This is a genomic window from Methylophaga thalassica MP (assembly GCF_000214595.1).
Taxonomy (GTDB): domain Bacteria; phylum Pseudomonadota; class Gammaproteobacteria; order Nitrosococcales; family Methylophagaceae; genus Methylophaga; species Methylophaga thalassica.
On sequence record NZ_AFIG01000001.1, the window covers coordinates 1,249,983 to 1,271,556 of the forward strand.

At 43.2% G+C, this 21,574-nt stretch carries 19 protein-coding genes; 9 read left to right on the forward strand and 10 right to left on the reverse strand.

Annotated features, from left to right (window positions below; genetic code table 11):
* Positions 1-289: 289 nt before the first annotated feature.
* The 8 genes from MAMP_RS05935 to MAMP_RS05970 all read left to right on the forward strand — a co-directional run bounded on the left by MAMP_RS05935 (position 290) and on the right by MAMP_RS05970 (position 10,915).
* A complete protein-coding gene (locus tag MAMP_RS05935) occupies positions 290-2,788 on the forward strand; it encodes a TonB-dependent receptor (RefSeq protein WP_007145099.1) in 2,499 nt (832 codons plus the stop codon).
* Positions 2,789-2,815: 27 nt separating this feature from the next.
* Positions 2,816-4,738, forward strand: a complete 1,923-nt coding sequence (locus MAMP_RS05940; RefSeq protein ID WP_007145100.1) for a phytase — start codon at positions 2,816-2,818, stop codon at positions 4,736-4,738.
* Between the two features lie 10 nt (positions 4,739-4,748).
* On the forward strand, positions 4,749-5,450 hold the full coding sequence (gene tolQ / locus MAMP_RS05945) for a protein TolQ (RefSeq protein ID WP_007145101.1): 702 nt from the start codon (positions 4,749-4,751) through the stop codon (positions 5,448-5,450).
* Positions 5,451-5,457: 7 nt separating this feature from the next.
* Positions 5,458-5,907 (forward strand): protein TolR, encoded by a 450-nt coding sequence (gene tolR / locus MAMP_RS05950; protein ID WP_007145102.1) that lies wholly within the window; start codon positions 5,458-5,460, stop codon positions 5,905-5,907.
* On the forward strand, positions 5,900-6,727 hold the full coding sequence (locus tag MAMP_RS05955; protein ID WP_007145103.1) for an energy transducer TonB: 828 nt from the start codon (positions 5,900-5,902) through the stop codon (positions 6,725-6,727). Before tolR ends, MAMP_RS05955 begins: the two co-directional genes overlap by 8 nt.
* 16 nt (positions 6,728-6,743) lie before the next feature.
* Positions 6,744-8,720, forward strand: coding sequence for a PhoX family protein (locus MAMP_RS05960; RefSeq protein WP_007145104.1), 1,977 nt, complete (start codon positions 6,744-6,746; stop codon positions 8,718-8,720).
* 209 nt (positions 8,721-8,929) lie between these two features.
* The gene (locus MAMP_RS05965) at positions 8,930-9,976 is read left to right on the forward strand and encodes an NAD(P)-dependent alcohol dehydrogenase (RefSeq protein ID WP_007145105.1); all 1,047 of its coding nucleotides are present in this window, start codon (positions 8,930-8,932) and stop codon (positions 9,974-9,976) included.
* A 54-nt stretch (positions 9,977-10,030) separates the two neighbouring features.
* Positions 10,031-10,915, forward strand: coding sequence for an AraC family transcriptional regulator (locus MAMP_RS05970; RefSeq protein WP_007145106.1), 885 nt, complete (start codon positions 10,031-10,033; stop codon positions 10,913-10,915).
* 2 nt (positions 10,916-10,917) lie between these two features.
* On the opposite strand, the gene MAMP_RS05975 is transcribed toward MAMP_RS05970, so the two are convergent.
* From MAMP_RS05975 to MAMP_RS06015, 9 genes are all read right to left on the reverse strand, one after another.
* Positions 10,918-11,847, reverse strand: coding sequence for a CysB family HTH-type transcriptional regulator (locus MAMP_RS05975; protein ID WP_007145107.1), 930 nt, complete (start codon positions 11,845-11,847; stop codon positions 10,918-10,920).
* Positions 11,848-11,859: 12 nt separating this feature from the next.
* Complete coding sequence (locus MAMP_RS05980; protein WP_007145108.1) at positions 11,860-12,930, reverse strand: sulfate/molybdate ABC transporter ATP-binding protein; 1,071 nt, start codon at positions 12,928-12,930, stop codon at positions 11,860-11,862.
* A 6-nt stretch (positions 12,931-12,936) separates the two neighbouring features.
* Positions 12,937-13,791 carry a sulfate ABC transporter permease subunit CysW gene (gene cysW, locus MAMP_RS05985; RefSeq protein WP_007145109.1) on the reverse strand — a complete coding sequence of 285 codons (855 nt, stop codon included), beginning with the start codon at positions 13,789-13,791 and terminating at the stop codon, positions 12,937-12,939.
* Entirely contained in the window at positions 13,792-14,631 is an 840-nt protein-coding gene (cysT, locus tag MAMP_RS05990) for a sulfate ABC transporter permease subunit CysT (protein ID WP_007145110.1), read from the reverse strand. It abuts the gene before it with no gap.
* Positions 14,632-14,856: 225 nt separating this feature from the next.
* On the reverse strand, positions 14,857-15,174 hold the full coding sequence (locus MAMP_RS05995; RefSeq protein ID WP_007145111.1) for a DMT family transporter: 318 nt from the start codon (positions 15,172-15,174) through the stop codon (positions 14,857-14,859).
* Positions 15,175-15,496: 322 nt separating this feature from the next.
* Entirely contained in the window at positions 15,497-15,721 is a 225-nt protein-coding gene (locus MAMP_RS06000) for a TOBE domain-containing protein (protein WP_007145112.1), read from the reverse strand.
* Between the two features lie 11 nt (positions 15,722-15,732).
* Positions 15,733-16,746, reverse strand: coding sequence for a sulfate ABC transporter substrate-binding protein (locus MAMP_RS06005; RefSeq protein WP_007145113.1), 1,014 nt, complete (start codon positions 16,744-16,746; stop codon positions 15,733-15,735).
* Positions 16,747-16,774: 28 nt separating this feature from the next.
* Positions 16,775-18,109 carry an OprO/OprP family phosphate-selective porin gene (locus MAMP_RS06010; RefSeq protein ID WP_007145114.1) on the reverse strand — a complete coding sequence of 445 codons (1,335 nt, stop codon included), beginning with the start codon at positions 18,107-18,109 and terminating at the stop codon, positions 16,775-16,777.
* Positions 18,110-18,345: 236 nt separating this feature from the next.
* Positions 18,346-19,377: a YeiH family protein gene (locus tag MAMP_RS06015; protein WP_007145115.1), complete on the reverse strand. Its 1,032-nt coding sequence runs from the start codon at positions 19,375-19,377 to the stop codon at positions 18,346-18,348.
* A 96-nt stretch (positions 19,378-19,473) separates the two neighbouring features.
* On the opposite strand from MAMP_RS06015, the gene MAMP_RS06020 reads away from it, so the two are divergent.
* On the forward strand, positions 19,474-20,337 hold the full coding sequence (locus MAMP_RS06020) for a LysR family transcriptional regulator (RefSeq protein WP_007145116.1): 864 nt from the start codon (positions 19,474-19,476) through the stop codon (positions 20,335-20,337).
* Here MAMP_RS06020 and MAMP_RS06025 read toward each other — a convergent pair.
* Complete coding sequence (locus MAMP_RS06025) at positions 20,334-21,521, reverse strand: YbfB/YjiJ family MFS transporter (RefSeq protein WP_007145117.1); 1,188 nt, start codon at positions 21,519-21,521, stop codon at positions 20,334-20,336. The two genes, MAMP_RS06020 and MAMP_RS06025, sit on opposite strands and share 4 nt — an antisense overlap.
* Between the last annotated feature and the right edge of the window lie 53 nt (positions 21,522-21,574).

Sequence of the window (21,574 nt, forward strand, 5' to 3'; positions counted from 1 at the left end):
TAGCAGTCAAATCAGCTCACAAAAATTGTCTTATTTTTTCATTTTTTTACATTACCCGTTGCACAAAATACTATTTACATCATTGTTTTTATTTAACTTATTTGTTTACAAGCTTGCAGTATTGAGCATCAGTTTATTTTGCAAATCATAAGTCATATCAGCTCAATATCAAGCAAACGCAAACCATAAGTTATTGATTTTAAATATTTTAAATTTTCACTGTCATCTAACTGTCATTTAGCCTTCATACACTTGCCGCCATCAAACCACTATGACGACAAGGGTAGTTATGAAAACAATAGACAAAACCATTGAACGACCGAGCTTTAAACTCAGCCTGATTGCACTCGGAATTGCCAGCTTTATCAGCAGTGCTCATGCAGAAGAGGATATTAATCTGGAAACAGTCCGTGTCGTAGGGCAAGCAGTACAGATTGACGAAGCGCTCAAAGAGCAACGTAACTCAAACAGCATTGAGAGTGTTGTACATGCTGACGGTATCGGCCAGTTACCCGATGACAATGCAGCAGAAGCATTAGAGCGTCTGCCTGGCGTATCGGTAGAGAATGATCAGGGCGAAGGTCGGTTTGTCACGGTACGCGGACTGGCACCTGAACTTAATGCTGTCAATATTAATGGCACCAATGTCCCTTCGCCAGAAAGTGGCACACGTGCGGTGGCATTGGATGTATTACCAAGTGAGTTAGTGCAGTCATTATCGGTCGTTAAAACACTGACCCCCGATATGGACGCCAACTCATTGGGTGGCACCATCAATGTAGAGAGTTTATCGGCTTTTGATCATGATGGTTTGTTCTACACCCTGTCTACTGAAGGCAGTTACGATGACAATATTGATAAAACCAGCCCTAAAGGGTCCGGGGCGGTGAGTAATATTTTCAGTATCGGTGATGGTGTTGATAACTTTGGTGTCGCCGCCGCATTGAGCTGGCAAAAACGAAAGTTTGGTTCTGATAATGTGGAAACCGGTGGCAAATGGGAATTCACTGACCAAGCTCGTTTAGAAGAACTTGAACAACGTGATTATGAAATTGAACGTGAGCGCTTAGGTTTAGGCGTTAACTTCGATTACAAAGCTGACATTTACACAAATTATTACTTACGTACCTTATTTAGCCGTTTCACTGATACCGAAACTCGTAACGCAGCGGGTATGGAGTTTGACAGTCCACAGCTACCGAGTGAATCAGGTACCGGCGCGACAGGCTATCGTGAATTAAAAGACCGTAAAGAAACACAAGAGATCCAATCCTATGTATTGGGTGGAGAAAAGATCATTGGCTTGTGGACGATTGATGGTCAGATAGGTTACAGCCGCGCCAGTGAGGATACGCCGGGTCATATTGCTGGTGCTAAGTTTGAGGGTGGCTTTGATAACGTCGGATTTACGGACACCTCAAAACCACGCTTATTTGCAGGTTCTGATTACTACGACCCCAGTAGTTTTTCACTGGATAAAATCGAATGGGAAGAACAAAAAACCACCGATACCGAAAAAAATCTAAAGTTTGATCTTGCCCGTGATTTCACTATTCACAACTATGCCTCACAAGTGAAATTCGGTGGCAAGCTATCACGTCGCGAGAAAGATAATGACACCAATGCCTGGGAGTTTAAAAACTTTGGCTCTAACGATACTGGTTTAGGTGCGTTTGCCGGCAGTAATGTTGATTATTCATTAAATAATTACGGGCCGGGCATCAGTAGCTCCGCTATCAAGAATTTGCTGTCAAAGCTGAATTTTGACAGCAACATTAATACAGAAGAAACACGTATTAATGACTACGTTATGAACGAAGATATTAATGCGGCCTATGTGATGAATACCTTGGATCTGGATAACTGGACCCTCATCGCCGGTATGCGTTACGAGCAGACTGACTTTGAAGCCAAGGGGACGGGTATTCGTGACGATGTATTTCAGGAAATCTCCAGTAAAAACAATTATCACCATTGGTTACCTGGCCTCCACGCGCGTTATTACATTGATGATAAAACCCAAGTAAGGGCTGCGTGGACCAATAGTGTTGTCAGACCCACATTTGAAGCGCTCGCCCCCGGTTTTTCTATTGAAAGTGGTGACAAAGCCAGTTTTGGCGATCCAACGCTAGATCCAATGACGGCTAAAAACTTCGATTTAGGCATCGAACATTATATGGGGCGTGCTGGAGCTATCTCTGCCTATGGTTTCTATAAAGATATTTCTGATTTTGTTTATGAAACGGATATAGCAGGCTCAGGTGCATTCCAGAATTTCAAAGAAGCTAAGACATTCAAAAATGGTGATACCGCGAAAGTCTATGGTTTAGAACTGGCTTATAGCCAAAAGTTAAGCTGGCTACCCTCACCATGGGATGGCTTATTAGTGGGCGCTAATTTCACACTCAGTCATTCTGAAGCGGATATCGAAGGTCAGAATACCAAACGCAGCATTGATTTACCCGGTCAATCAAAACGGGTCGGTAATTTCATGCTCGGTTGGGAAAACGAAAAAGTCAGCATGCGTTTATCTGCTAACTACAAATCGTCTTATCTGAAAGAAGTCGCCGCTGTCAGTGATAAACACCATGACGCGTATGTAGATGATCAGGTGTTCCTTGATTTTAGCAGCAGCTACTTTATCAGCAAAAATGCTCAAATCAGTCTGGAAGCCAAAAACCTGACCGATGAACACTACTATGTTTATACCGGTAATAAAGCATACAACAATCAATATGAAGAATACGGTCCAAGTATAAAAATTGGATTTACTTTAACTAACTTCTAAAACATATTGATAAATATAGAATATAAAATGAAAAAATTAACATTAAAACTGAAATTATTGGCATCGTTGATGATGATGTCTTTACCCCTTTCTGTGCTTGCCAATGACACGCTGAAAGCCATCAATGCAGAAGGTAATTCACATATTGAGTCAGTACAGCTAATTAGTAAAACCGATATTCCCAAGGCTGACCGTCTGGTGTCTTACAAACACAAAGGTATTGCGCTTGAAAACAATCAAGGCAAAACACTTAGTCTATTAAAAGGTAATTTTGGCAGCATTGACCAGCGTCAGTTGAAGCACGGTCTGCTATTGGCGACAGTCGATCTGGATCGTCAACAGGCTATGCTGACTGTTCTGAATGACGGCTCTGATAACTGGACAGCAGCCACATATTTGCCTAAACCTGCATTTAAAATTGAAGGTGTTTGCCTGTATCAGGATGAAGCACAAAATGGGTTCTTGTTTCTGGTTGGTGAGCAGGGACAAGGAGAGCAATGGTTGGTAGCTGATGCTACCTCCCCCATTGCTCTCCCTCAATTAATTCGCCATTTGAGCACGCCACCTGATAGTGAATACTGCCAGGTAGATGACGCTCAGTCACGCCTGTATATCAATGAAGAAAATGTCGGTATCTGGGCGTATGATGCTCATCCTGAAGCGGATTTGAGTCGTTATCCGATCGCAATGACCCAGCCCTTTGGTCAGTTGAAAGAAAGCGCTGCTGGGATGGCAATTGTGCCCGGTGGCTTGTTAGTTCTCGATGCAAAAGCCAACGTGTTACACACTTATATCGATAACAAAGGAAGCTGGCAACATCAGTCCGAATTTGCTCTGCACAATGTGCTAGAGCCTGAGGGTATCAGTGCAAGAGTGGAAGGTGAGCAGTTAGAGGTTGCTATCAAACACGATGCTGGAATTGCTTTTTATACCTTACCATGGACGCATACATCGCTAACATCGCCCCCGCCTATCCCGCTGGTTAAACCAGCAATACAAACCGATGCTGTACCAAGCTTAGGCGATGCGGCTGATGATCCAGCTATCTGGGTCAACAAAGCCAACCCTGAACAAAGCCTGATATTAGGTACGGATAAACAAGGCGGTTTAGTTGTTTATGATTTAAAAGGCAAAACCCAGCAATTTTTGCCTGTTGGACGACTGAATAATGTCGATGTCCGTCATGGTTTTCATTTCAATGGTAAACAGATTGATTTAGCGGTTGCCAGCAATCGTGATCATAACTCACTGCATGTGTTTGCCATCGATCCAGAAAATCGTTTTGTCACTGAAATGGGTGAAGTTAGCACCACGGCACAGGATATTTATGGCCTGTGTATGTATAAAAATAAACAAGGTGATATCTACACCATTGTGAATGATAAAGACGGCCGCTTTTTCCAATATCAGATGCAGGACAAACAAGGCAAGATTGCTGGTGAACTGGTCCGTGAATTTAAAGTTGCCACGCAACCTGAAGGCTGTGTGGCCGATGATAAACATGATCGTTTATTTATTGGTGAAGAAAACAGAGCAGTCTGGACACTTGATGCCCGTGCCGATCAATCTACGGTGATGACTCAGGTCATGCCTGTCGGTGAACATCTGAAAGACGATATCGAAGGGATCAGTTTGTACCAGAACGACAAACAGGATTATCTAGTGATATCCAGTCAGGGCAATGATAGCTATGTTGTGCTTGATGCTCTGCCACCCTTCACTTATCGCGGTGTATTTCGTATTGGCTTTAATACAGCAGCCGGCATTGATGGTGTTTCAGAAACAGATGGTCTGGATGTCAGTAGCGTCAATTTTGGCCAACCATGGCAGCAAGGCATGTTAGTTGTTCAGGATGGACGCAATCGCATGCCATTGGAAAATCAAAACTTCAAATATGTGCCGTGGTCAGAGATTGCTGATCAACTCGGCCTGTCTAAACTGAGCAAATAAGGAGTCAATCATGGAAACTGCAATGCATGAAATGACTATTTGGGGTCTGGTCAGTGATGCCAGCGTTTTAGTGAAAATTGTGATGCTGATTTTAGTACTGGCATCGATGGTAAGCTGGTACCTGATTCTGTGGCGTTCAAATGTATTAAGTCGTCTGGAGAAACAAAATAAGCTGTTTCAGCAGCAATTCAGACAAACGGCGGATATGACGTCATTACCTGAAGCAACAACAAAAGCGACATTACACAAAGCGATTCCAGCCATATTTCAGGCTGGCTGGCAGGAGTATGAGAAATATCAGCATATCGCCACTATGCCACAGGATGAGAAGGTAGAAAATGTAGAACGTGCCATGCTGGTGAATATTGGCGAGCAGGAAGCCGAACTTGAAAAAGGTCTTTCTTACCTGGCTACCATTGGTTCAGTCAGCCCCTACATTGGCTTGTTCGGTACGGTCTGGGGCATTATGAACTCGTTTATTGGCCTGTCCCAGGTTGAACAAGCGACATTAAACACCGTTGCGCCAGGTATTGCTGAAGCCCTGATTGCCACCGCTATCGGCTTATTTGCAGCGATCCCGGCAGTGGTTGCCTATAACCAGCTGAGTAAACGCGCTGGGGCTATCAGTACGCTTTATTATCATTTTGGTAATGAGTTCATCACCCGATTACAGCGAGTGATGCACCGAGCACCATTGGCAAAGGCTGCGTGAGGTCGTCATGCTAAGAAAACCGGTTGCTAAACATGCCTTGAAGGCAGAAATGAACGTGGTGCCTTATATCGATGTGATGCTGGTGTTGTTAGTGATTTTTATGGTCACAGCTCCGCTACTGGTACAAGGCGTTAAACTTGAATTACCTAAGGTTGCAGCGGAAGCGTTACCCACTGATAGTCAGAAAACGATTCTGACTTTATCGGTGGTTGCTGATGGCAGTTATTACTGGAATGTGGGTTCAGAAGTCGATATTCAATCCCGCTCAGATCAAGCAGTCAGCTTGGATGACATGGTCGAAAAAATACAGCAGATTAAACAGCAGAATGACAAGCTGCTATTTTTTATCCGTGGTGATAAAGCCACGGATTACGCTTCGGTTGTAAAAGCGATTGCCGCATTACAGCAAGTGGGTATCGATGATGTGGGCCTGATTACGGAGTCGCCCGATGCCTGAGTTAGCTATGCGTGATCCACTTTATCTAAGTAAACCGTTTACTGCCTCTGAGATAAACAAATCTGCATTAATTGAAGTAGGTTTGTTTCATATTGCCATTGCCGCATTATTATTTCACTCATGGACACCGGTGACTCAGCATGAACCGGTCGTTAAAACAGTGAGTATCCGCATGGTCGAACTTCCTCAGCCGGTAAAAAAAGCCGTGATCGAAGAGGTAAAGCCGGTGGTTATACTTGAACCTGTTATCGAGCCAAAAGTTAAACCTAAACAAAGTATTGTTGAAAATGAACTGGCCTTTAAACGCGTTGAAAACCCCATAGCCAAACCGATAGAAAAAACCGCACCAAAAACACCTGTAAAAAAGAAAATAGAAAAGCAAATAAAACCACTCAAAGACAAGCCGGTTCCGCCTGTCAGCCAACCGACAAAGCAAGAAAAACCTGCAGAAAAGTTGCCTGAAAGCCCAGTACTGGCAAGTAGTAATGAGCAAAATGTGCCACAAAAAACACAAAGTAATCTATCCGAGCTAGCAACTGAAACATTTTCTGTGGAACACTATAAACCGATTGAAAAACAGGTACCGGATTATCCCAGAACTGCTTTGCGTAAAGGTCTGGAAGGTGATTGCACTGTTCGATATACCGTAAACAAACAAGGCCGTGTTGAGTCTCCCGAGGTATTGGCTGACTGCCATCCGATGTTTGAACGGCCATCATTAGCTGCTGCCAAAACCTTTCGTTACGCGCCTCGTATGGTTAATGGAAAAGCGGTACCTGTACCGAATGTTCGTAACACCTTTGAATACCGTATTCATTAAAAGAAGATAACTCGCCATGACACAGCCAACACACTCAGATTTTCATCAACGCCTGGCATCTTATGATGATGAGATTATTAACAGCACCGAGCAAAAAAGCCTGGATAAAATGGCGTTATCACGCCGTGATGTTTTAAAAGGCAGTTTAAATGCCGCCGTTATAGGCTTTCTAGGACTGAGCATGGGTAGTCGTTTTGCCTTTGCCGGTGAAAATGCCATCCCCCCAGCCCCATATATTGGTTTTCAGCCTATTCAGCCACGTACCGATCCCTTATTTGATGAAGTCGTGGTCGCGGATGGCTATCAGGCAAAAGCCTTCTTCTCCTGGGGTGATCCGGTGGAAACAGGAGCAACAAAATGGAAAGCCGATGCCAGTAATACCTGGCAGGAACAGCTGAAACAGGCTGGTGATAACCATGATGGCATGCACTTTTTTGCCTTTCCCGACAACAATAATCGTGGCTTGATGGTGATCAATCATGAATACATTAATCCCACCATCCATACCGATGGATTGATTTATGATGGCAATGGCAAACGTTTGCCCGACGATGTCAAAAAAGAACAAGCGGCTCACGGTGTCAGTGTCATTGAAGTGAAAAAAGACAGTCACGGTGAATGGCAACGCGTTTACCCCTCACTCTATAACCGCCGTATCTCAACATTAACACCGATGCAGGCCAGCGGTCCCTTAGCCGGTCATGACCTATTCAAAACAGTCGCTGATCCTGATGGCAATGAAATTATCGGCACCTTGAATAATTGCTCGAATGGTTTCACTCCGTGGGGTACCTATCTGGCCTGTGAAGAAAATTGGCATAACTATTTCGTCAATCACGACAAAACAGATTACCAGTCTCGTGTCTCTCATCACCGTTATGGCATTTCTAATGACAAAAACGACAATTATTATGGCTGGAGCACGATTGATGCGCGTTTTGATGCAACACCGGATGCTTCACTGCCCCATCAGGGTTACGTCAACGAGCCTAATCGTTTTGGTTGGGTCGTCGAAATTGATCCTTTTGATCCGCAAAGCAAACCCATTAAACGCACAGCCTTTGGTCGTTTCTGCCGCGAGTGTGTAGCACCTTCACTGGCAGATAATGGTCAGTTGGCGTTTTACTCTGGTGACGATACTCGTGGTGAATATGTCTATAAATTCGTACCGTCTCAACGCTTTGATAAAACCCAGATGCACAATAATAAAGACATATTGGATGAAGGCACATTGTATGTGGGGCGTTTTAACGATGATGGCACGGGTCGTTGGTTACCATTGGTACATGGTAATGAAGGGCTAACAGCAGAAAATGGTTTCCCCAGCCAGGCTGAAGTTTTAGTTAATGCTCGGGCTGCGGCTGATCTATTAGGTGCAACACCCATGGACCGTCCGGAATGGGCCACAGTGAATCCGCACAATTTGGATGTTTATGTGTCACTGACCAACAACAATAAACGCGGCAAAGAATTTGCTGTTAATGCCGCCAACCCACGTCCTGATAATCGTCATGGTCAGATAATCAAAATCATGGAGGAGCAAGCCAATCCGGCAGCTACCTCATTCAACTGGTCATTATTCGTTATTGCAGGTGAGAAGCCAGACGCCACTGATGCTGAAGGTCACAAAGTAGCCGATCATTTAGTCGGTAATATTCAAGGAGATATTTTCTCCTCACCTGATGGTTTAGGCTTTGATCAGGATGGCCGTTTGTGGATTATGACTGACTATGATGACGACGATCCGTTCATGGCAAACATGGGCTGTAATCAGGTGTTATGTGCCAACCCGCAAACGCAGGAAATCAAACGCTTTTTAGTTGGACCGAGAGGCTGTGAACTGACCGGGATTACCTGGAGTCCTGATTACAAAGCGATGTGGGTTAATATCCAGCATCCAGGATTAAGCTACCCGGCTTCTGATGGTAAAACACGCCCACGCTCAACAACGGTGCTGATTACTAAAAATGATGGTGGTGTTATCGGCAGCTAAACGTCCATTTCTGGAACGTTGTGGATGTGACTGAGTCACTATAGATACACAGGTAAGTTACCCCGTGTTTATTACTGGGATGACTAAAACGATAGCATTTAATTTACGTAGAAACACACATAAAGGCTGTAGTATTAGGCAAGTGGTTTCTCATCGTTCCGTCTATAGTATTTTCACCTCTAATTCTTTTATCTAAGGGAGTTACATCTATGAAAACTGTTGGTTACGCAGCTCATTCCTCCGATACCCCGCTCGCCCCATATCACTTTGAACGTAGAGAATTACGCGATAATGATGTAGCAATGGAAATCCTCTATTGCGGTGTGTGTCACTCCGATTTACACGTTGCCAGAAATGATTGGGGTGGGTCTTCATACCCTGTTGTGCCAGGTCATGAAATAGTCGGCCGTGTGACTGCCGTTGGCAGCAATGTCAGCAAATATAACGTCGGTGATCATGTCGCTGTTGGCTGTATGGTCGATAGCTGTCAGGAATGTGATGAATGCCATAACGACCATGAACAATACTGTCGTAATACTTTTACACTGACATATGGTTCACCAGACCGTATTACTAATGATATGACACAAGGTGGTTACTCCAAACACATCGTTGTTCGTGAAGAATTTGTATTACGCCTGCCAGAAAATCTGGATCTGGCTAAAGCCGCGCCATTATTATGTGCAGGTATCACTACTTATTCACCTTTGAGAGAATGGAATGTCGGACCTGGTAGCCGTGTAGGTGTCGTTGGCATGGGCGGTTTAGGTCATATGGCCATTAAACTCGCTGTTGGTTTAGGTGCTGATGTGACAGTCATCAGTACATCACCGAAAAAAGAAGCCGATGCGCAAGAACTGGGCGCTCATAACTTCTTGGTATCTAAAGATGAAGACGCAATGGCGGCTGCCGCTTCCAGTTTTGATCTGATTATCGATACCGTGCCAGTAAATCATGATCTTAATCCTTACATCCCACTATTAGATAATGATGCCACTCTGGTTATGGTCGGTCAGATTGGTCCTATTGAAGGGCCAAACACAGCGCCGATGGTTTTCGGTCGCCGCCGCATTGCGGGCTCATTAATTGGTGGTATCAAAGAAACTCAGGAAATGCTGGATTTCTGTGGTCGAATGAACATTCTGCCTGAATGTGAAATGATCAAAATGGATGAAATTAATACCGCCTTTGAGCGAATGGAACGTTCTGATGTGCGTTACCGTTTTGTCATCGATATGGCATCATTAACGGCCTAATCCTATACGGGCAGTCAGTTTCTGGCTGCCCTTTTCCTTGTTTAGATAGACCTGATGAATACAAAACCTTTGGCTGAATTACTTAGCCGTTATGCTCCACACGATGGCTTGTTTGATTTACCTATCGCAGGTGTCCGCGTTTTTCGTGTATCTAAAATTGACGAAGTCGCTGTTCGTGGTAATAGCCAGCCCGGTATCTGCATTATTGCTCAAGGCGCTAAACGCGCCATTATCGGAAGTGATGTTTACGAGTATGACGATTCCAAAATGGCTGTTTATTCAACGGAGGTGCCGGTCTCAGCCAAGATTATTCAGGCCAGTGAAGATGAACCCTACTTGTGTTTGATTATCGATATGGATCAGCAAAAGCTGGCCGAAACGGCACTAAAGGTGTTTCCCTACGGTTTGCCTAAAACCGCACACACCAAACCGATTTTTATTGGTCAGGCTAATCCGCATATTATCGAAGCCGCTACCCGTTTAATTGGTTTATCAGCTCAAACAGAAGTATCAACCTTGCTGGTTCCGTTAGTGATGGAAGAAATTTATATCCGCCTGTTACAAAGTCATATCGGCAAACTGGTCGTGCAGATTGCGACTAGAGATTCCCATCTGCAAAAAGTCTCGGCTGCCATTTCCTGGTTGCAGGAAAACTTTACTGAACCGATGAAAGTCGATGAACTGGCTGAACGGGTCAATATGAGCATATCGTCATTCCATCATCACTTTAAAGCAATAACGTCGAAGAGCCCGTTACAGTTTCAGAAAGAGTTACGTCTGTATGAGGCGAAACATCTGATGCTGTCAAAAATGATGGATGTCAGCACCGCTTGTATGCACGTAGGTTATTCCAGCGTGTCGCAATTCAGTCGGGAATATAGCCGCTTTTTTGGTCAACCTCCCAGCAAAGATATTCAACTTCAGTCAGTGGCTGTCTAATCTCATGGTTCAGGGCTAATCTCCGCATTAATGACCTCTGCGGTGATATTTTCAGAACAAAGCTCAATAAAGTCATAGGCGTATTGCCGCAAATAATGTCCACGTCGCAAACCAATTTTACTCCAGCTGGGCTCAAATAAATGATCTGCTGATAAGGCGATTAGCCCTGCATCACGCTGCTTGTCATAAGCGACAGACGCAATAATACCGATGCCCATACCCAGTTCCACATACGATTTTATAACGTCAGCATCCAATGCTGACATATCAATATTGGGTATTTCACCCACATGCCTGAAGGCTTTATCGATGATGGCCCGTCCGGTAAAACCGTCATGGTAAGTCACAATTGGATAGGCATTAATTGATTTTAACGATAGCGGCTCGGTCTGTTCTGCGAGTACATGTCCTTTTGGCACAATCACGGTATGTGTCCATTGGTAGTATGGAAAGCTGGCTAACTCAGCAATATCACCTAGCGTCTCAGTAGCAATACCAATATCAGCCTCCCCATTAAGCAGCAGCTTGGCGATTTCTTCCGGACTACCCTGATGCAGCTTTAAATGCACTTTAGGATAACGTTGTTTAAACAGTGTAATGACGGGAGGCAAAATATAACGTGCCTGGGTGTGAGTGGTCGCAATCGTTAATTCGCCACTATCGTTGTCACGATAGTGATCAGCCAGGTTTTTAATATTGCCTGCGTCCAGTAGAATCCGCTCTGCAATTTTTATCAGCTCTTTACCTGGCTCAGTTAATCCCAGCAGGCGCTTGCCTTTGCGAACAAATAGCTCTACCCCTAATTCATCTTCCAAATCTTTAATATGTTTTGATACACCTGATTGTGACGTAAAAAGGTGGTTTGCCGCTTCCGTGAGATTAAAATCATGCTTCACTGTTTCACGCAAAATACGTAGTTGTTGAAAATTCACTTATCTTTGTTCCTATTGTTGTTCACGTGGAAATAACTTTAATGCTGACGGCACTAGTTTCACCTGCTGTCCCACCTGTAAAAGCTGTGTATCTAACTCATCTTGTGCTATCTGAACCTCATAATGCTGATCTGCCTGGCTATTTACGCCTTTTAGCTCGACCCGCGTTTCCAGACCAAAAGACAAAACACGGCTAACTCTAGCGCTGATGCCATCGGCATGATGTTCAGATTTAATGCTCACCTCATGTGGCCGGGCAAACGCAAATACCTCTCTAGGCTGTAGATATTCATTATCATGATGAGTCAGTTTCTCTGAGCCGACATAGATATGCTGTTTTTCAGCACGACCATGAAATAAATTTACAGAACCAAGGAACCCATACACAAAGGGTGTTTGCGGTCGATTATAAACTGATGATGGCGAACCCACCTGCTCTACTTTGCCATGATCCATCAATACAATCCGGTCAGCGACCTCTAGTGCTTCTTCCTGATCATGTGTCACAAAAATAGAGGTGATATGTAGTTCATCATGTAATCGTCTTAACCAGCGTCGAAGCTCTTTTCTGACTTTCGCATCCAATGCACCAAATGGCTCATCTAACAATAACACTCTGGGTTCTACGGCTAATGCTCTGGCCAACGCAATACGCTGGCGTTGCCCACCAGAAAGTTGAGCGGGAAAACGATCAGCTAACCAATCTAACTGCACTAATTGTAATAAGTGGTGAACTTTGTCCTTAATCTGTTCTTCTGAAGGACGCTGTTGTTTTGGTTTCATACGTAAACCAAACGCCACATTGTCAAAAATCGTCATGTGTTTAAACAAAGCGTAATGTTGGAACACGAAACCGACCTGACGTTCTCTGACATGTGCTGTTGATGCATTTTCGCCATCAAGAATAACGTCGCCACGATCGGCTTGTTCAAGACCAGCGATAATCCGTAATAAAGTTGTTTTACCACAGCCTGATGGGCCTAATAGGGCCACCAATTCGCCACTATTAAAATCCAGAGAGATATCGTTCAGGGCGATAAAATCGCCAAATTTTTTATGTATATTTTTTACATTAATACTCATATCTAATCACCTGTTTGTATTATTGTTTTTATTTTCTATGTAAGTCTTAATAAACAAGGTTACTAATGCCAACAAAGCCAGCAAGGATGCAACAGCGAAGGCGGCAGCAAAGTTATATTCGTTATAGAGAATCTCAACATGGAGTGGCAGTGTGTTAGTCTCTCCACGAATATGTCCTGAAACAACGGATACCGCACCAAACTCTCCCATTGCTCTGGCATTACTTAATATCACTCCGTACAACAAAGCCCATTTAATATTAGGTAAAGTCACATACCAAAATGTTTGCCAGCCCTTTGCTCCTAGGACGATAGATGCTTCTTCTTCCTCTTTTCCCTGTGCCTGCATGAATGGAATCAGCTCTCTTGCCACAAATGGAAATGTGACAAATACCGTGGCTAACACGATGCCGGGTAATGCAAAAATGACTTTTAGATTATGCTCCGTCAGCCATTCACCAAACCAACCATGAATGCCAAATACCAACACTAAACTCAGGCCAATAATGACCGGTGAAATAGAAAATGGCAGATCAATAAACGTAATCAGTAATTGCTTACCTCTAAACTCAAATTTGGTAATAGCCCATGCCGCTGCCACTCCAAACACTAAATTTAATGGCACAGCGATCAATGCTGCTGTCAACGTTAATAAAATGGCTGATAATGCATCGGTATCAGTCAAAGCCAACCAATACACATCTATGCCTTTACGCAAGGCTTCGGTAAATACGGCAATAAGAGGTAAAAGCAAAAACAAGCTAAAGAAGCTCAGTGCAATACTTAATAAAAGGTATTTCAACCATTTAGGTTCACTGGTTGTGACAGTTAATTCAAAACGTGTTGCTGTATATGTGGTCATTTACGCATTCCTTCCAGTTCGTTTTGCCGTCCATGATTGCAATAAGTTAATCACCAGCAATAAGATGAACGAAATCACTAACATCACGGATGCAATGGCTGTTGCTCCTTGATAATCGTATTGCTCGAGTTTGCTGATAATCATTAAGGGGGCAATTTCTGACACCATCGGGATATTTCCGGCAATAAAAATAACCGAACCGTACTCACCTACCGCTCGAGCAAAAGCCAGTGCAAACCCCGTCAAAATCGCCGGGAATAAGACAGGTAAGACCACATAGCGAAATGTCTTCCAACGATTTGCCCCTAAACTGGCTGCAGCTTCTTCCAGTTCAAGATCCAGCTCTTCAAGCACTGGCTGTAATGTACGAACCACAAAAGGCAAACCAATAAAAACCAATGCCACTAAAATACCTAGTGGTGTAAAAGCGACTTTTATTCCAAACTGCCCTTCAATAATTTGCCCCAACCAGCCATTGGGTGCATACAAGGCTGTTAAAGCAATGCCTGCTACCGCTGTTGGTAAAGCAAAAGGTAAATCCACAAGCGCATCAACAATACGTTTACCTGTAAAGGAATAACGCACCAGGCACCAGGCGAGTAACACGCCAAAAACGACATTAATTAATGCAGCAACTAAAGAAGCAGCAAACGATAATTGATACGATGCTAATACACGTGGTGATGTGACCGCTTGCCAGTACTCAGTGATACTCAGTTGACTGGAAAATATAAAAACAGCACTGATAGGCAATAGCACGATCAGTGATAGATAAATAATGGTATAGCCCAGTGATAAACCAAAGCCCGGTAATACCGAAAACGATCGTAACGGCTTCATCTTTGTCCCCTAAATCATTGATGGACGTAGTTTAGGGATTAGGCGTAACAAACAGAACCAAGAAAAAATGCGAAGCTTATGAAGAAAAGTGATATGTGTTCTTGGATAAGTTAAATTGATTTCTGTTTGAGCATTTTAACGATGAGTGTGTTGGCAAAAAAACGCTGGCTACGACGAAAATATAGCCAGCGAAATGATATTTTTGAGCACTACCTCAAAACATGGTTAACTTGTTGACCATTTTAGTCCTGCGATACCCGTGATAATAAGAACTAAACTGACAAGCTTGATAAGCGAAAAGGCTTCATTGAAAAACAGTGCACCAACAATCACGGTCCCTACCATACCAACGCCAACCCAGATAGCATAAGCAGTGCCCATCGGTAATGAACGTAGAGCGATGCTTAGCATATAGAGACTGACAATCATCAATAAGAATGTAGTAATAGAGGCTGCGGGTTTAGTAAAACCATCCGTATATTTGAGCCCTATCGCCCAACCTACTTCAAGTAACCCTGCAGTAATAAGAATTAACCAGTTCATAACGACGCCTTATAATGGGGTCGTCCCCGCTAGTTAAATGGTTTTCAAGGTCGTCCTCAGAAACGCGGTGAATATTAGCACGTCCCATGAAACGTGGACAAAGTTAATGAGACTAAACTGAGAAATGGCGGAAAGCACTCACAAGTGGACGACATAAATTTGAAGTAAAAAATTGAATGTACTTTTGTGAGTGCTTTCCATCGCGAACGGTTGAGTTTAGATAAAGTTAACCCAAGTCACAATATTGGATTGTCGGTATTATGAATTAACGCACAAAAATAAAATCATTATGAATTATCTATATGCCTTATTTATTGCCATTTTAGACCCGACTAAACTTCGCTAAAGCCACTTCAGTGGATTTAAACAAAGCGATAATGTCTTCTCCCGGTTTTAAGTCCAAGTCCTCCACAGAGGATGTGGTCACAACGGATGTAATCACCCCAATACCAGTATCAATTTCGACTTCGCTAACAACGTCACCTTTTTTTATACGTTTAACTACGCCTTTAAACTGGTTACGCGTATTAATAGCTCTTATGGTCATGTTTCTACCCTCTATTGATTAATGTAAATCTGATCAAACACACCACCATCATTGAAATGCGTTTTTTGTGCTTGCTGCCAACTACCGAATTTTTGTTTGACCGTAAATGTATCTATTTCAGGAAACCTCGCGATATCTTTGAGATCAGCCAAAGCAGGTAATACTGGACGGTAATAACTTTTAGCAATCAGTCGTTGTGCTTGTGGAGAGTACAAATAAGCTAAATAGGCCTGTGCTACAGCTTCTGTGCCATGTTTTTCAGCTATCTTATCGACCACGGCCACAGGCGGTTCCGCCACAATCGAAATCGATGGAACAACTATTTCAAATTTGTCGGGCCCAAGTTCATTGATAGCAAGGAAGGCTTCGTTTTCCCATGCCAGTAAAACATCTCCTATCCCTCGTTGAACGAATGTATTCGTGGCTCCTCGGGCACCACTGTCTAATACGGGGACATTCTTGTATAGCGTTTTCACAAACTCACGAGCCTTTTCTTCGCTACCATACTTTTGTTCGGCGTAACCCCAGGCCGCAAGGTAATTCCACCGTGCTCCTCCAGATGATTTTGGGTTGGGTGTGATTACCTGAATGCCAGGTTTTATCAAATCATCCCAATCTTTGATCTGTTTGGGATTATCTTTACGCACCAGAAACACAATCGTCGATGTATACGGCGCACTATTGTTAGGTAACTTGGATTGCCAGTCAGGATCGATATTGCCTGTTTTTTCGGCAATAGCATCAATGTCATATGCTAAGGCTAAAGTCACCACATCGGCCTGCAAACCATCAATGACGGCTCGGGCTTGTTTGCCAGCACCACCATGTGATTGTTTAATGGTTACAGTGTCACCAGTTTGGGCTTTCCAATAATCCACAAATAATGGATTAAAAGCTTGATATATTTCCCGCGTCGGGTCATAGGAAACATTAAGTAACTCAATATCTTTCGCTAAAACACTTTGGCTGGCTAAGGCACTCGTAATGAGTAGCGGCACTGTTTTAATTAATCGTTGTAATGTCATGGTTAATTTCCTTTTTATTAAGATGAGTTTAAAAATCGAATTGAGCGCGTAACGCTAAAATGTCGCCATCAATCCCGTCTACATCACTACCTGGACGGTTCACATCTAACACCCTGATGTAATTGGCTGAGAAGCGGACGTTATCGGTGGTGTACCAATTAAGTCCTAATGTGGCGTTGTCTAATTCACCACCATAAATATCTGCATCATTGAGATCCGCCGTGCTGTAGCGTGCAGCAAGCTCCCATGCCCCAATTCCACCGTTACCGACAGCATGAAGAGGTTTGATACGATCAAATACTCCCTTTTTGTAAGGTCGTGATTCACCCGTCAGAAAATAACTGGTAAAGACGTACCATCCATCAAATTTCAGGTCTGGGGAGCAGGAACGCTGCAACTGGGTTTGGGTATATTCAGCTTGCACAGAGAATGGTCCAACCACACTGGCAAACTCCAGTCCATAGGCTTGCTGCTCATCCACCTGATTGATTAAGCCTGTATCAATCAGTCGGTTTCCATCCGCTTCAACTTCCGGACTAGCACGATAACGTTGTGACTTATCACTATCTTGTGCCCAGTTTTGTCTAACGGCGACACCAAGATGAATCAATGACTTATCTGTTTTAATGGGGGTAGTTGTAATCCGTCCTATCAGGTTCCAGCCTTCATCCTGGTCCTGACCTGAGCTTGTTTCACTTTCAACTGGGCCACCAAATGCCCCAATTGATGCAGTCCAATTTTCCGAGTATGTGTCAAACCCCACCCCTAATCGCCGATCAGGAGAAAACAGATGATTTAATCCACGCTCAAGAAAAGTGCTATTTAAGCTACTAGTAAGATGCTCTAAGCCAAATGGGGTCTTAAACTGCCCAACTGTGATTGAGCCTTGTTCCAAACCGTTATATTTCAGATAAGCATCACGAATACCACGGCTCGAACTACTCTCACCGGGACGAGCAAAGTCATACTGAAAACGATAGCCCCAGTCCTGATAAAACTGTCCGGATAGGTCCAAAAATAAGCGACGAATGTCTGTGGCATCACCACTTGGTATGTCACTGCCATAGAACGCAGCATCAGCTTGAAAGCGCCCACCTATTTGTGCAGAAAACTCGCCATCATTGGACTCAAACTTCAAACTTCGTCCATTCGTTTTAGCAATAATATTCGCGCGATCATCTTGGCGATCTTTTTCATATGCTTGTTGCTGTTGTTGCAACTGCTCTTGCAATGAATCTATCTGTTGTTGCAGCTGTTCGAGGGATGGGGACTGTTTTACATCCTCAGCCAATACAACAAATGAATGGCTGAGTAATCCAGTCAATAGCAGTGTTTGACTAAGTGGTTTTAATTTAATCGTCATGGTGTATCTCCCGTGTTTTGTGTAAGTTCAGGGAGATGCTAGTCAGACGGTGGATTAAACAGAACTAATTTAAATGGGATTGTTTATGAGCAAAAATGCTAAATCAGATTTTATAAGGTTAAAAAGTAAAAAATGTGTCTAATAAGCAGATGTTCTGGACTCCCATCACTATGGATGCGAGATAAGAACTAGCGCTGAATATCTACCTTTCGCTGAATTTATCTTCAATAAAATATTTACTCTATAAGAATATTGACTGAATACCCGATCACCAGTAACAGACAAAATAATATCGATGCAAGCACGAGTGGTTTCACACCAGCTTGTTTGATAGCACCAATATGGGTTCTGACACCTAAAGCTGCCATTGCCATGGATAATAGGATCACATCGGTCGATTTAATCGCCACCACCAAACTGTGTGGGATGACATTCAATGAGTTAATGCCAATGACTATCACAAACATAACAGCAAACCAGGGAACACTTATGCCTGACTTTTCATTTATGACCGCTAATGATTGACGACGGTAAAAATTAGAAATAAACAGTAAAAATGGCACAAGTAACATCACTCGCATCATTTTCTCAATAACAGCGGCATTGGCTGCATCAGGACTGATCGCATCACCGGCAGCAACCACTTGAGCCACCTCATGAACCGTTGATCCCACGAAAATACCATAGTCAAACTCACTCATATTCAGGTAGGGATAAATGAGAGGATAAATGAACATGGATAAGGTGCCGAAAATAACAACAGTAGCCACCGCTACTGAGATTTTATGGGCTTGAGCTTTGATGACAGGTTCAGTGGCTAAAATAGCTGCCGCGCCACAAATAGCACTACCGGCCCCAATTAATATGGTGGTGTCACGATCCAATTTCAGCCAATGTGTACCGATAAAATAGGCCGTGCCAAATATTAAGGTCACTATCAAACAATCAATCATAAATCCATTCATGCCAATAGACATGACTTGTTGGATAGTCACATTAAATCCGAAAAGCACGATGCCAAAGCGCAAAAGTCGTGAGCGAGAGAAATCAATGCCCTTACTGAGGGTGTCGGCAAAACGTGGAAAGACCGTATTACCAATCAACATGCCAGCAATAATCGCGATGGTGAGTGCACTGATACCCAACGAACTAAAAAAAGACGTTTTTGCCACAGTAATAGCCATTAAGCCAAGTGCTAGAGATAGCAAGATACCCAGACCGTATGGTGACAGCGGTGTGAGTTTATTTAAAACATTTGCCCGTAACATGTGTTTATCCATTCATTGCTTTTTACACAGACTACGCTTAGCTTTATTATAAAAATAATAGATTATTATTATTTATCCATAACCAGTAGTTATATTATGAATTTAAACCATCTCAGACATTTTTTTACGGTGATTGAAACAGGTAGTTTTTCAGATGCAGCTGACCGGCTTTATATTAGCCAACCAGCCGTATCCAAGTCAGTGAATGAATTAGAGAGCTATCTTAAACTTCCGCTGATTGAGCGCGGTGTTAAAGGTCGACCATTAAGTCTGACGAAAGATGGAAAAATGCTCTATGACTACGCCAGAAGTATTTTTGCCTTGGAGAAGGCAGCAACAGATGAAGTCATCGCCAGGCAGAAACTTAACCGTGGAGCCATTACCATCGGGGTAAGTCCAACTATAGCCAATTATTGGCTCACACCTTATTTAGTCGATTTCCAGCAAAAGTATCCTAATATCGATCTTAAAGTCATGGTGGAGTCAACTCATTCAATTAAAGAAGCATTAACGGATGCAGATATCGATATTGCCTTGGTTGAGGGAGGAAAAATTGAATCAGAGCAATATGACATCAAGATATGGAAGCAGGAAGTAATGAGCATTATTGCTCACCCTGATATCGACGATAAAGAATGGCATAAACATCCTTGGCTACTCAGAGAGCGTGGCTCAATGACCCGCGATCTCATGGAACAACTTCTAGTTAAGGCAAAAATAACACCTAAAAAAATTATTGAAGTAGGAAGTAATGAGCTTATTGCACAGATGGTATCTAAAAACTTTGGTCTAGGAATTTTGCCTCGCTCAGTCATTCACAGTTTTTGTGAGACTAAGCAACTCAAAGAAATATCACGAGGTCATCATGATATGTTGACCCGTCCTTTATATTGGATTGTCTGTCATGGCAGACCTTTAGGACCTGCATCAAGAGCATTTCACGACGTTTTGTTTAACTAATCTGACTTTGGAGCGATAAATTTATCGCGTTTAACGGCAAGTAGAAAAGCCATCCCTGCCACCATGATCATTGAAGTAAAAATCAAAGCAAGTTGGTAATTACCATTATGACTTGCCATATATCCTGCCGCAGCGGGTGCAATAATTTGAGCCACACCATAACAAATCGTCAGACGTGCCATGGCTTTTGCTGGGTTTTTAGGAAACTTGTGACCGATATAGGTCAGCATCAAACTGACAATGCCAGTGAATGTACAACCAAAAATTGCAGCGGCAATGATATTTGCAATCAATGAACTTGAAACTACGGGAATGAGAATCGCAACAAATTGTAAGGCATAGGTCACCAGTAAAGTATTCAACTCGCCTATTTTGTTCGCTACTTTATCCCATAAAAAACAAGCTGGTGCTGCGGCAAGCCCAAGTATGACCCAAATCCAGTCGCCTTTTCCGGCTAATAGTGGCATATCCTCTAAAATTGCCACAATAAACGTTGCACTCACTACATAACCCACACCGGCACAGGCGTAAGCTAAAATCAGTTTTATCATCCAACTACGCGGTGGTTCAACTATGACTTGCGTGGATTTATGCTGTGTTGAGAGTGGTGGCGGTATCCAGAACCAAGCTGGTATAAAAAATACGATGCCAAATAACCCCATCAGGATCCATTGACTATCCCAGGCATAATAGTGGTTCATTAACACCACAGCCGTTCCCGGTATCGCGATACCGAGGCCAAGGCCCATAAAGTGTAAGCCAAGTTCAGGCTTAAATTGATGATGTTTCAGCCAGCTTAATACAAAGCCTGACGAGAGAATAACGCCGGCTGTACCTGAAATGCCGGCTATGAAACGCAATAATACCCAGAGTTCGAGCTGTGTCGTCATGCCCATTGCTATGATTGATAACACTGCAACTACTAGACAAGACTGATAAAACCGAAACTTAAAGGCAAGATTATTGGTAAATGACACCAGGACCACACCGAGTAGATAACCAATATAATTGAAAGTGGCCAGCCAACCACCGTTCACCACCGTTAAGTCTGTTTGGTTTAACATCATTGGTAAAAACGGAGTGTAAGAGAAACGAGCAATTCCTACTGTTAAAATGACGGCACAGATGCCCGCTGTGATCACTTTTATTCGTTGAGAATACGCGGCATTCTGAGGATAAGTCATGAGTAAAATTCTGCAGGATTAGAGGTAAGTGATTTTACCACTTGATGAAAAGA